This window comes from Bacillus sp. CFBP9009, assembly GCF_036541465.1.
In the GTDB taxonomy this organism is placed as follows: domain Bacteria; phylum Bacillota; class Bacilli; order Bacillales; family DSM-1321; genus Peribacillus.
The window spans coordinates 202,161-214,714 of the sequence record NZ_JAZHFU010000005.1 but is presented as its reverse complement, the minus strand read 5'-3'; the positions used below and the strand labels follow the sequence as shown (position 1 = coordinate 214,714).

The window sequence follows — 12,554 nt, the reverse complement described above, 5'->3', positions numbered from 1 at the left end:
TGTTAGAGGGAGATTCGTATGGGTGAAACAGATTCATTATTAATGCAGCAAGAGTGGAGGATTATTGATCAATCTTCCGTCGGACCTCAGTTTCCTGCTCTGGAGTCCTTTGCGATGGATGATACATTTTGCGCTTCCGTGGGGTCAGGTAAATCAGCGGCCGTAGCCAGGGCGTGGGTACACCATCGAACCATCGTCATGGGTATACAGGATACGAAGTTGCCTTTTCTTAAAAAGGGTTTGGATCATTTAGAAGAACATGGCTTTCAGGCCATCGTGAGGAATTCCGGAGGACTGGCAGTCGTGCTGGATGAGGGTGTCCTTAATTTGTCGCTCATTTTTCCTGAAAACGAGCGGAAAATTGAAATCAATCGTGGATATGATGCGATGTGGGAGCTTGTCCAATTGATGTTTTCCGATTTCCCAGTCACGATGGAAGCAAGGGAAATCGTCGGTTCCTATTGTCCTGGAAGTTATGATTTAAGTATCAATGGGCAAAAATTTGCCGGTATTTCCCAACGCAGGATCCGCAATGGCGTAGCGGTGCAAATCTATTTGTGTGTCAATGGAAGCGGGGCTGAACGTGCCAGTCTGGTGAAGGGTTTTTATGATGCAGCTAAAGGAAATGCAGAAACCAAATTCGTTTATCCTGATATCGTCCCTTCGGTAATGGCGTCCCTAACTGAATTGTTGGGCGTGCAATTGAGTGTTCAGGACGTGATGCTCAGATTCCTGCATGTATTGAAGGAACATAGCGAAAGGATATTCTCTGACACTCTTTCCGTTCAGGAATGGCCGATGTATGAGGCATACTTGACAAGAGTGGTGGAACGCAATGATAAAGTATTTGATGCATTAAAGGATTGAAATGAAAGAAGCCGTTCCATTAAGTCAGGAACGGCTTCTTTCATTTAATACGACTTTAGTATTCACTGAAACTGTAAAAGGTCTGGATGATAGGCAGCAACGTCCGGGGAGATATTATTCCTTCTATCTTGAAACAATGAAAAAAAGAGCCTTATTGGCTCCCTTTTTCGGATAAACATGGGTGAAACGGCCTTAATCATGTGGTTGATCTATGTAACTTATCCCCACATTATCTTATTACTCGGCCATTTTTTCCAAATTGCCATTCCGGTCCATCTTGAATTTAGTTGCCGGACGTTCCTCTTCCTCTAACAAAACCAGCTTTCTTGCCCGATTCATGATATTCATCAAAGTTTCATAATCTTCCTGCATCAAGCCGCTGTTTTGTTCTAGGTGGCTGATTTTATTCTCCAATTCTTCGTTTCGCTTTTTCAGCCCTTTAATTTCAAGCTTCAATCTTTCATTTTCGGTTTTTAATACTTCGGCTTGAAGCATGCGGCCGTTCATAGATTCCAAATAGGCGATGACGGTATCAAGGCTCATGACCGTTTCCAAAGTTACTGGTGTGTGCTGTGTCTTAGGAGCGAGGGCTTCTGCCACAACGAATTCCTCTGCTGCTTCATAATTGGTAGTATCGACTTCGGATTTCAACTCTAGTTCCTCTTCTTGTACATGGGGAACCATTATGTCGGAAATCGTTGGGGATGGCGGTGTATAAAGAAGCCGTTTTTTCCCTCCTTGATCTTTTCCAAGGATCCTTTGCCGCTGCTTACGCTGTTTCTTGGCAAGGGAAAGCGCTTTATCATAATTATGGCGGACAACTGCATTCCAGCGGAATCCGCATGCTGCAGAGGTGCGATTCAACTTATCTCCTACCTCTTCAAAAGCATTGAGCTGAGTGCTGCCTTCCCGCACATGGCGCAATACCGTTTCTGCCAAAAGCAAATCATCTTCTTCTGTCCAGGCGTCTTGACGAACCTTCATTTCTACATACTCCCTTTCTGGTAATTTTTAAAATAAATAACTATATAAAATATCGTGTGGCAGTGATTTATGGAGTGTTCTACTAGCATTTTGGACAAAATATGGATTTTTTATACAAAAAGGTTAAAAGGATACTAGTTTTTTGATTATTTACATCCTTTTCACATCATCCAGCCCTCTTGATATTCATAAGTAGAAACGGTAAAATACCCTTTAGTCGTATAAATGGATGAAAAATAGTTTGTTATGGAAAGGATGGTGACCGGAGGATGTCCAATGAATTCAGAGTGTGCGATGACTGCTTGGCGGTAAACATTAAAACGTTGATCCCGCGTCTTGAAAAGCTTGATCCCGACGCGAAAATTGAAGTGGGCTGTCAATCCTATTGCGGTCCTGGCAGAAAGAAGTCTTTTGCCTTTGTCAATAACCGTCCAGTTGCTGCACCGACAGAAGACGAGTTACTAGATAAAATTAATAAAAAACTAAAGTAGGATCCATGATATATAGTTAGAGTGGATTGTTTGCTTATGATAAATGAAACAAGTAATCATCACCCAGATTCGACACACTGCGGTGATTTTTTATTTCTTTAATTTCAAGACAAAATCGGACTGAAACTTCCGTTTTCTTACAAAATGACCCCTCTTACTAGCAAGGTGGAAGTTAGGGTTTTTTGTCAAAACACGCTATAATGAGTGCATCGAGATTACGAAAAAGAGGGTAGTTCATGGAATATTCCGGCGAAAAATTACAAGAAGAAAAAGTATTCAAGGACCCGGTGCACCGATATATACATGTTCGCGACCGGGTTATATGGGATTTAATAGGGACGAAGGAATTTCAGCGTCTTCGAAGGATCAAACAGCTGGGAACGACTTATTTAACCTTTCATGGTGCGGAACATAGTCGGCTTAGCCATTCGCTTGGAGTATACGAGATTGTTCGGAGAATCGTGGATGATGTTTTCGAGGGCAGACCCGAATGGAAACCTGAGGAACGGTTACTATCCTTGTGCGCAGCACTTCTGCATGATTTGGGTCATGGTCCTTTCTCTCATTCTTTTGAAAAAGTGTTTGACCTGGATCATGAGCAATTCACGCGGCAGATAATCCTCGGCGATACGGAAGTGAATAAGATCCTCCTTAGGGTTGGACGTGATTTTCCTAAAAAAGTGGCAGAAGTCATAGCGAAAACCTATAAAGGCAAATTAGTAGTCAGCCTGATTTCAAGTCAGATCGATGCTGATAGAATGGACTATTTACAGCGTGATGCTTACTTCACTGGCGTGAGTTATGGACATTTCGATATGGAAAGGCTTTTGCGTGTAATGAGGCCAAGGGAAGAACATGCCGTCATAAAACAAAGCGGGATGCATGCGGTTGAGGATTATATCATGAGTCGCTACCAAATGTATTGGCAGGTTTATTTCCATCCAGTTACGAGAAGTGCGGAGGTCATACTTACCAAGATTCTACATAGAGCGAAACATTTATATGAATCCGGTTATGAGTTTGCCCAAGAACCACACCATTTTTATTCATTGTTCAGGGGAGAAGTGACTTTAACGGACTACTTGAAAATGGATGAATCGGTGATGCTCTATTATTTCGAAGCATGGGAAGACGAAAACGATGCGATTTTAAAAGATTTATGCACTCGCTTCGTTAACCGTAAACTATTTAAATATGTGGAATTCCATCCATCGAACAGTCAAATGAACAGGTTGATGGAGTTAAGGACGCTATTCAAGAAGGCAGGCATCGATCCGGATTATTATCTTGTCGTCGATTCTTCATCAGATCTGCCGTATGATTTTTACCGGCCAGGTGAGGAAGAGGAGAGACTGCCGATTCACTTGCTGAAAAATAATGGCGAAATTCGTGAATTATCGCGTGAATCCGAAATTGTCGATGCAATTTCAGGGAAAAGAAGAACGGATCATAAGTTGTATTATCCAGCGGATTTATTGCGTGATGAATCTACGAAGAAAAATATAAAAAAACAGATTCGAAAGCTTTTGGAGCTATCGGATTAAAGTGGTACATTTTTGGTGAGGAGTGACGAGCCTTGTTTAAGGATCATGCAAACATTATCAATGCAATTTCTACTGCCGGTGAAATCTCGGGTCGAAAAAAATTACAAAAGATCGTTTATATCGCGAAGAAGCTGTCCTTCCCATTTCATGAAAAGTTTCAGTTTCACTTTTATGGACCGTACTCGGAGGAGTTGACCTTACGTATCGAAGAGCTCTGCGAAATGGGCTACTTGAATGAAGTAAGGGAAAAAAAAGCAGGCTATTATCAATATTGTTATTCGATAACGGATGCAGGCCGGGATTTCCTATCCATACAGGAAGTGGAGATGCCGGCACTTGAGGCATGCTTACAGGATATGAACGAACAGAATGCCAGGTTTTTGGAGCTGGTTTCAACGGTATTATACTTCGACACGCTTGAAAAAGAGGAAGTCACCGAGAAAATTTTCACGCTGAAAAGCAAACAAAAATATACGCTTGAAGAAATTGATGAGGCATATGAATATATTGAGCAGCTAAAAACAAAAGCTAAGCCGAATTGATGGCTTAGCTTTTCCCCATTATGTAAATCTTATAAATCGCTTTTACGGACACCGGCTACTGCTAAATGATTTTTTGACATTTCTTCAATGAAAATCGTCACGGCTTCAGCTGGTGCTCCAGTTGTTTCCGTAACGGCTGCGGTCACCTTTTCGACTAAAGCCTTTTTTTGTTCGTCTGTACGGCCTTCAAGCATTTTGACTGTTACATATGGCATCTCTTTTCCCCCCTTCCTCTCTTATCTTGTAGTGTTTCACAATGGAAAAAGAAATGCAAGACACGGAAGTCAGAGTTTTTTCACTTCTTGCACTTTTGATGTATACTAACGGTAATAAACAATGGGGGAGAAGCTATCGATGGAATTCTTTGATCAAATAGGACGGTTTTTGGCTTATCCTTTGGAACAGCTTCCATATGTCATTGTGTCACTTTTAATAGCCTTTACGGTTCATGAATTTTCCCATGCTTATGTGGCCTATAAGTTCGGTGATCCGACTGCAAAGAATGAAGGAAGAGTCACATTGAATCCGATTTCCCATTTGGATCCGATCGGAACATTGTTGATATTAATTGCCGGATTTGGTTGGGCGAGACCTGTACCGGTTAATCGTTTTCATTTCAAGAATCCAAAATTGGCAGGAGTGCTCGTCTCTTTTGCCGGTCCGTTCAGTAATTTGATTGTTGCAATTTTGGGGTATTTAATTTTCTACGGATTGCTTGCCGCAGGCGTTGGACCTGATTTACCATTTTTCGTCGAGCCATTCTTAAGTATGCTCATAAATTTAAATGTCCTTTTATTTGTATTTAATCTGATACCGCTGCCGCCGCTCGATGGTTATAGGATCGTACAGGATCTTGTTTCAGCAGACTTGCGGGCAAAAATGACCCAGTATGAACAATACGGCTCCCTTATTTTTTTGATCCTGATCATCACACCTCTGAGTCAATATACAATTAGACCGATTTTGGATACTGGCATTAAATTTGTAGGAGGCACCTTGAATCAATTTTTTTCACTTTTGTTTTTTTAACCAATAATAAGGAATGACAAACAATAAAGGGGGATATAAGCATGGATGAACAACCAAAGAAAAAGGTAGGCTTTAATATTATAAAAAACGACCCAACAGAAGGTCATGGCGGATATGGAGCAGGGGTTTTAACGCTCGATAATATTTCCCCGGTCATCATCGATGTGGATGCAGGTGAAGCAGAGGTCGATATCGGCGCGATGCATGCAAGAAGTGCAGTGGAAAAAGGGATCAAGTTTTTAAAGACTAAAGAGGAGGTCCCGAATGCCAAACCTTACTGGCTTGTTTGGGTGACCATTGAAGCCACTCAAAATGGTCCGCACTATGCAGGTGTGACAGCATGTGAAATGATGGTCGACAGGTCAATTAGACGCGGTTACAAATCGCTCCCGGAGCATGTTAACCGGATGGATAAATCGCTAAAACGAAAAATCATCGTCGAGGACATGGACGATAAATCAAAACGTGTGCTTGCAGACTTCCTGAAAAATCATGATGCAGGAATGTGGGAGCGTTCTTCAGATCTGCTGAAGGAGTCATTGACGGTTTGAAACTCGATTAATGGGTGAAATGTTAAGTTTAGTGAAAAATGCACTTGTAGGAAAGCGATAAAATCAGTAAACTTAAAGACAGCAGTTTAGTCACTGTGGAACTAGGACAGAAAAACCCCCGAAGCCGCTGCCGGCTTCGGGGGTTTTTCGTTATCCCCAAGGTTTTAAGACTTTTTTGTACCATGGGGCCTTTTTATGTTCTTCTTCTTTTGGGGCATGTTTCGGACTCTCACCCTTAAAGTGCTCGGCACAGTATTCGACAGGTTCGGTTCCTTTAACATAATAAGTCAATCTTGAGGCAGGGCAGTCCTTTGTGGCCAATTTTCCGCTAACGGGGTTCACGTTTACCCCGATTACGTTTTCGGTTTCCTTAAACGATTTTGCCGGTTTCCCTTGCAGGCCCTTTTCCATATAGGAAGCCCAGATTTTCTTTGCAAAGCCTTTTTCAGCAGGGATCTCGATCTTTTTGCCTTGATCATATCCAGTCCATACTCCTGCTACAAGCTCCGGTGTGTAACCGATCATCCAACTATCCGTCGGGGTGGAGCCTGACTTGCCGGCATATGGGCGGGTCAGCTGGGAACTGATGGTGCTGCCGGTCACTTTCGTATAGCCATTTAAGGTTTCATCGAAAACACCTGTAAGCATCTGGGTCATGACAAATGCCTTGTCCTTATCCAGAATCTGTTCCGGTTTCTCATTTTCATCAAAAATCACTTCACCTTTTTGATTTTCAACCTTTTTGATAAACACGGGTTCAACCTTCTTGCCGCCGTTAGCCAGAATGCTGTATGCGTTCACCATTTCAATCGCCCTTACACCTGACGTACCAAGTGCCAGGGAAGGGACTGCATCCATCTTTGCTGTGATTCCGAAACGATGCGCCGTATCGACCAATGTCTGTTCCCCAAGGAACAAGTGCGTTTTTACGGCGAAGATATTATCGGAAAGAGCAATGGCCTGAGCCATCGTGATTTCGCCTTCCGCATATTGATGATTGTAATTATGCGGTGTGTAAGATGAGTGACCGTCATCGAAAGAAAATGTAGTTGTCTCGCTTTTTAAGGTGGTGGATGGTGTGAAACCATTCTCCAACGCTGAATAGTATAGCAATGGCTTCATGGTTGAACCAGGCTGGCGAACGGCCTGTGTAGCCCGATTGAATGGCGACTCGGAATAATCTTTACCGCCGACCAGCGCACGGACCTCCCCGGTATCCGGATCCATTGCCACTATCGAGGCTTGGATGCCTGAAGACTTGGGTATGGTATTGGAGAGAACCTCTTCGGCAGCATCCTGTTGGGTCTCGTCCAGTGTGGTATAGACCTTAAGGCCGCCGAGCTCGATCGTCCGGTCATCTAAATGAAGCTGAGACTTTAAAGCTTGTTTGACGGCATCCTGGAAATAGGGAGCGGTCTTCTTGGTGACCGTTCCATGCTCCCCTTTTAATGTAAGGGGTGTTCGTACCGCTTCCGCGATATTTTTTCCTGAAATGTAGTTTTTGTTTTTCATGGCTTGCAGGACAACTTTCTGCCTTGATTTGGCTTTTTCAAAGTTATCCAATGGAGAATAGTTTGACGGCCCTTTTGGTATTCCGGCCAGCATGCTCGCTTCAGGAAGGGTCAAATCCTTGGCATCCTTGCCAAAGTAATATTGACTTGCAGCTTGGGCTCCATATGCGCCATGGCCGTAGTAAATCGTATTTAAATAGCCTTCTAGAATTTCCTTTTTGGAGTAGTTCATTTCTAAACGTATCGTATAAAAGGCCTCATTAAGTTTTCGCGACCATGTTTTGTCATGCCCAAGAAACAGGTTCCTGGCATACTGCTGGGTAATGGTGCTTGCACCCTGGACTTTGGACATTGCCTTAATATCAGCAAGGATGGCACCGCCGATCCGCTTTATATCAAATCCATAATGAGTGTAAAATTGACGGTCCTCAACGGCGACAGTCGCTTTGATGAGCTGTGGTGAAATCGACTCCATACCGGCCCAATAGCGCTTCTGGCCATTATCGGTTTCACCGATCACATTTCCATTATCACTATAATAGAGAGTGGACTGCGGCACGACCAAAGGAGGCGGACCTAATATTTTTGCATAAATCAGTAAAGAGAGAAGCAATACAAAGAGTATTGTGAGCCCGATTGTGGCAAGGATAATGAAGGCCCGTACATATTTAGTTGTCCTTTTAAATCGTTCGCTTGGAATCAATTCCATTGCTTTCACCTCTCTTATCACGTAAGAATCTAGTATCTATTACTATTATGGAAAAAAAAGAAAATTTTAAACATAAGAACTGCATTTAAGAAATTTATCTTGCAATTCTGCTAGATTCGTCTATAATTTTTCTAGCTAATGACTATACCGATTTTGGGGAACCTATAAGGTGACTGACAATATGAAATGGAAAAGGAGCGTTAATAAATGAGCATTTGGTTTACTGAAAAACAAACAGAGAACTTTGGTATTACGATGAAAGTGAATCGTACTTTACATACGGAGCAAACTGAGTTTCAAAAGCTTGATATGATTGAAACGGAAGAGTGGGGCAATATGCTGTTGCTGGATGACATGGTAATGACTTCACAGCGCGATGAATTCGTTTACCATGAAATGGTAGCCCATGTTCCTTTATTTACCCATCCTAATCCAGAAAACGTTTTGGTTGTAGGAGGAGGGGACGGAGGAGTTATCCGTGAAATCCTAAAACACCCAAGCGTAAAAAAAGCTACATTGGTGGATATCGATGGGAAAGTCATCGAATACTCAAAGAAATTCCTGCCTGAAATTGCAGGCATGCTTGAAGATCCGCGTGTAGACGTACAAGTTGGGGATGGCTTCATGCACATCGCCAAAAGTGAAAATGAATATGACGTGATCATGGTTGACTCAACTGAACCAGTCGGACCTGCTGTCAATTTATTTACTAAAGGTTTTTATGCCGGGATTTCCAAGGCTTTGAAAGAAGACGGGATTTTTGTGGCACAATCCGACAATCCTTGGTTTAAAGCGGATTTAATTCGTGATGTACAACGTGATGTAAAAGAGATATTTCCAATCACCAGCTTGTATTTAGCGAATATCCCGACGTACCCAAGCGGTCTTTGGGCGTTCACGATCGGATCGAAAAAATATAATCCATTAGAAGTGACTGAAGATCGCTTCCATGAATTAGAAACGAAATATTATACAAAAGAACTTCATAAAGCAGCTTTCGTTCTGCCTAAATTCGTTCAAGATTTAGTGAAATAAGGGAGGCATGGACCATGAAATTCGATGAAGCCTATTCAGGCAATGTATTCATTAAAAGCCATCCTGTTTTTGAGGAATCGGAAGCTGTGCTATACGGCATGCCGATGGACTGGACGGTAAGCTTCCGTCCGGGTTCCCGCTTCGGCCCTACCCGAATTCGTGAAGTTTCGATTGGTTTGGAAGAGTACAGCCCGTATTTAGATCGTGAATTAGAGGAAGTTAAATTCTTTGATGCCGGGGATATTCCATTACCATTCGGCAATCCGCAGCGCAGTATCGATATGATTGAAAAATTCGTCGACAGCTTGTTGGATGCAGGTAAGTTCCCAATAGGTATGGGAGGGGAACATCTTGTAACATGGCCTGTCATCAAAGCCATGTTCAAAAAGTATCCCGATATGGCCATCATCCATATGGATGCCCATACAGATTTACGTGAGGATTATGAAGGAGAGCCGCTTTCCCATGCGTCAATCATCCGTAAATCCGCAGAACTTATCGGTCCAAAAAATGTTTACTCTTTCGGCATTCGTTCCGGTTTGAAGGAAGAATTCCAATGGGCAAAAGAAAATGGCATGCACATCTCTAAATTTGAAGTTCTTGAACCTCTGAAAGAAGTACTGCCGCAGTTAGCTGGCCGTCCTGTATATGTGACGATCGACATCGATGTTCTTGATCCTGCGCACGCGCCGGGAACAGGCACCGTAGATTGTGGAGGCATCACCTCCAAAGAGCTTTTAGCTTCGATTCATGAGATAGCACGGTCTGAAATTAATGTAGTCGGCTGCGATTTGGTAGAAGTGGCACCGATTTATGATCCATCCGAGCAAACTGCGAACACTGCGAGCAAGCTGATTCGCGAAATGATTTTAGGTTGGGTTCAAAAAGGTTAATGGATGTAAGACTTTGACTTGACTGTTCCTGTTTTTTAGCGGGAATGGTCTTTTTTATCCATTCCGGAAAAGAATTTTACGTCTGATGGACTCTATTTGAATAATTCCGCCCCGATGAGTCATTATTGTGTTAAATTCAAATGAATTGCAACAACATGATTTCGACAGTTTATCCTCACTTTTTTTGATTTACACTTTATTTTCCGCTCCAAGTTGAAACTTCCTTGAAGAATATTTATACTTATAAAGTTAAGAACGACATGATGAAGGAAGTGTAGCTTTGACTCTTCATGATATAGATAAGCAAGCGATTAAAGTGACTTTACAGACAAAAATCAAGCACGGCTCAGAAACGGAAACGTATGAGCTGGTCACATTTGGTACAAAAATGTATAAAGGTGCAGATTTATATTTGCAATATAAAGAGGAAAATGAAGCCGGTCAAACACAAACGACGATCAAGCACAAACCGGATGAAACGATCCTGCTTAGAAATGGTGCCATTAAAATGAGGCAGCTTTTCCGCCTGAAGGAAGCGACAAATGGACATTACGAAAGTATATATGGCAGGTTAGGATTACGGACGACCGCGAAGAAGATACATCATCAATGGGATGAGCAGACCAAACAAGGGAAACTCGTCCTTAAATATACGTTACATATGCAGGGAAGCGAACCCGGTCAATATGAGATGACGATTTCCTACAAGGAGGAAGCATAGCGCATGAATATAGTAAAAGAGGTACAGGAAAAACTGAAAGAAGAGATTAAAGCGGCAGTCATTAAAGCTGGTTTAGCAACGGAAGAGCAGATTCCAAATGTTGTATTGGAGCTGCCAAGAGATAAGACACATGGAGATTATTCCACGAACATGGCCATGCAATTAACGAAGATTGCAAAGAAAGCACCAAAGATGATAGCAGAGGCAATCATCGAAAACTTTGACAACTCAAAAGCATCCATCGAAAAAATTGAAATTGCAGGACCAGGTTTCATCAACTTCTACATGAATAATGCCTATTTGACAGAATTGGTTCCTGTCATTTTGAAAGTGGATGAAGCATATGGGGAAAGTGACTTTGGAAAAGGAGAAAAAATCCAAGTGGAGTTCGTTTCCGCGAATCCAACCGGTGATCTCCATCTTGGTCATGCACGTGGTGCAGCAGTAGGTGATACGCTATGTAATATCCTTTCTAAAGCAGGTTACGATGTTTCACGTGAATACTATATCAATGATGCAGGAAACCAAATCAATAATTTGGCCATTTCCATAGAAGCCCGCTATTTCCAGGCACTTGGCCTCGAAAAGGATATGCCTGAGGGCGGTTATCATGGCGAAGATATCATTGGCATCGGTAAGACGCTTGCAAGTGAATATGGGGATAAATATGTAAATGCCGATGAGAAGGAACGTTTTGAATTTTTCCGTGAGTACGGCTTGAAATATGAAATGGAAAAACTGAAAACGGACTTGGGTAATTTCCGTGTCGGATTTGATGTATGGTACTCCGAAACATCCCTCTATCAAGACGGTAAAATTGATGAAGCACTTAAAGTGTTGAGGGAAAGGGGCCATGTTTACGAGGAAGATGGTGCTACATGGTTCCGCTCTACGGAATTAGGCGATGATAAAGACCGGGTGCTTATTAAGCAGGATGGGTCTTACACATATCTGACACCGGATATTGCCTATCACCGTAATAAATTGGAACGCGGCTTTGAAACACTAATCAATATCTGGGGTGCAGATCACCACGGCTATATCCCGCGTATGAAAGCGGCGATCGAAGCATTAGGGTACAATCGCGAGCAGCTTGAAGTCGAAATCATCCAGCTTGTTCACCTGTACAAGGATGGCGAGAAAATGAAGATGAGCAAGCGTACAGGTAAAGCAGTTACGATGCGTGACCTTATTGATGAAGTAGGTCTGGATGCAACACGTTATTTCTTTGCGATGAGAAGTGCGGATACTCATATGGACTTCGATTTGGATCTTGCGGTCTCACAATCCAATGAAAACCCGGTTTATTATGCACAGTATGCCCACGCCCGTATTTCCAGCATTTTGCGCCAAGGTGTGGAACAAGGAATCAGCTATGAAGGAGTCACTGATTTCTCTGCCCTATCTACTGAAAAAGAAGTGGAACTTTTGAAGAAATTAGGAGAATTCCCGCAGGCAATAGCGGAAGCAGCCGAAAAAAGGATGCCTCACCGCATGACGAATTATATATTTGACCTGGCTTCTACATTCCACAGTTTCTACAATGCAGATAAGGTTCTGGATGTTGAAGAGATGGAAAGAAGTAAGGCGCGTCTAGGACTGGTCAAATCCGTCCAAATTACTTTAAAGAATGCATTAGCCATCATCGGGGTTTCGGCACCGGAAAAAATGTAATGG

Annotated in this window: 14 protein-coding genes; 11 read left to right on the top strand and 3 right to left on the bottom strand. The window is 42.5% G+C overall.

Translation table 11 applies throughout. The annotated features are described in order from the left end of the window. The first annotated feature begins 18 nt into the window (after positions 1-18). Together lipL and V3595_RS15780 are read left to right on the top strand one after the other, a co-directional pair. Positions 19-867, top strand: coding sequence for an octanoyl-[GcvH]:protein N-octanoyltransferase (gene lipL, locus V3595_RS15785; protein ID WP_137023604.1), 849 nt, complete (start codon positions 19-21; stop codon positions 865-867). Position 868: 1 nt separating this feature from the next. Further along, positions 869-1,042, top strand: coding sequence for a hypothetical protein (locus V3595_RS15780; RefSeq protein ID WP_485908196.1), 174 nt, complete (start codon positions 869-871; stop codon positions 1,040-1,042). A gap of 62 nt (positions 1,043-1,104) precedes the next feature. On the opposite strand, the gene V3595_RS15775 is transcribed toward V3595_RS15780, so the two are convergent. After that, positions 1,105-1,851: an RsfA family transcriptional regulator gene (locus V3595_RS15775; RefSeq protein WP_485908195.1), complete on the bottom strand. Its 747-nt coding sequence runs from the start codon at positions 1,849-1,851 to the stop codon at positions 1,105-1,107. Between the two features lie 269 nt (positions 1,852-2,120). Between V3595_RS15775 and V3595_RS15770 the strand changes: the two genes are divergently transcribed. The 3 genes from V3595_RS15770 to V3595_RS15760 all read left to right on the top strand — a co-directional run bounded on the left by V3595_RS15770 (position 2,121) and on the right by V3595_RS15760 (position 4,428). Further along, complete coding sequence (locus V3595_RS15770; protein ID WP_048683566.1) at positions 2,121-2,342, top strand: YuzB family protein; 222 nt, start codon at positions 2,121-2,123, stop codon at positions 2,340-2,342. Between the two features lie 236 nt (positions 2,343-2,578). Continuing rightward, positions 2,579-3,886, top strand: a complete 1,308-nt coding sequence (locus V3595_RS15765) for an HD domain-containing protein (protein ID WP_485908193.1) — start codon at positions 2,579-2,581, stop codon at positions 3,884-3,886. Positions 3,887-3,918: 32 nt separating this feature from the next. After that, positions 3,919-4,428 carry a YwgA family protein gene (locus V3595_RS15760; protein WP_098185024.1) on the top strand — a complete coding sequence of 170 codons (510 nt, stop codon included), beginning with the start codon at positions 3,919-3,921 and terminating at the stop codon, positions 4,426-4,428. Positions 4,429-4,457: 29 nt separating this feature from the next. On the opposite strand, the gene V3595_RS15755 is transcribed toward V3595_RS15760, so the two are convergent. Further along, entirely contained in the window at positions 4,458-4,643 is a 186-nt protein-coding gene (locus V3595_RS15755) for a 2-hydroxymuconate tautomerase (RefSeq protein ID WP_034315897.1), read from the bottom strand. Between the two features lie 139 nt (positions 4,644-4,782). On the opposite strand from V3595_RS15755, the gene V3595_RS15750 reads away from it, so the two are divergent. Together V3595_RS15750 and V3595_RS15745 are read left to right on the top strand one after the other, a co-directional pair. Then, positions 4,783-5,457, top strand: a complete 675-nt coding sequence (locus tag V3595_RS15750) for a site-2 protease family protein (RefSeq protein WP_485908191.1) — start codon at positions 4,783-4,785, stop codon at positions 5,455-5,457. Positions 5,458-5,498: 41 nt separating this feature from the next. After that, a complete protein-coding gene (locus tag V3595_RS15745; RefSeq protein WP_230176101.1) occupies positions 5,499-6,008 on the top strand; it encodes a YwhD family protein in 510 nt (169 codons plus the stop codon). 150 nt (positions 6,009-6,158) lie between these two features. Here the strand turns inward: V3595_RS15745 and V3595_RS15740 are convergent, their stop codons facing one another. Beyond that, positions 6,159-8,228 carry a transglycosylase domain-containing protein gene (locus V3595_RS15740; protein WP_485908189.1) on the bottom strand — a complete coding sequence of 690 codons (2,070 nt, stop codon included), beginning with the start codon at positions 8,226-8,228 and terminating at the stop codon, positions 6,159-6,161. Positions 8,229-8,435: 207 nt separating this feature from the next. Between V3595_RS15740 and speE the strand changes: the two genes are divergently transcribed. From speE to argS, 4 genes are all read left to right on the top strand, one after another. Next, positions 8,436-9,263: a spermidine synthase gene (gene speE / locus V3595_RS15735; protein WP_101223866.1), complete on the top strand. Its 828-nt coding sequence runs from the start codon at positions 8,436-8,438 to the stop codon at positions 9,261-9,263. A 14-nt stretch (positions 9,264-9,277) separates the two neighbouring features. Then, the gene (speB, locus tag V3595_RS15730; RefSeq protein ID WP_106027204.1) at positions 9,278-10,156 is read left to right on the top strand and encodes an agmatinase; all 879 of its coding nucleotides are present in this window, start codon (positions 9,278-9,280) and stop codon (positions 10,154-10,156) included. Positions 10,157-10,436: 280 nt separating this feature from the next. Then, positions 10,437-10,877, top strand: coding sequence for a YwiB family protein (locus V3595_RS15725; RefSeq protein WP_402904572.1), 441 nt, complete (start codon positions 10,437-10,439; stop codon positions 10,875-10,877). Positions 10,878-10,880: 3 nt separating this feature from the next. Continuing rightward, a complete protein-coding gene (gene argS / locus V3595_RS15720; protein ID WP_485908186.1) occupies positions 10,881-12,551 on the top strand; it encodes an arginine--tRNA ligase in 1,671 nt (556 codons plus the stop codon). Positions 12,552-12,554: the final 3 nt, after the last annotated feature.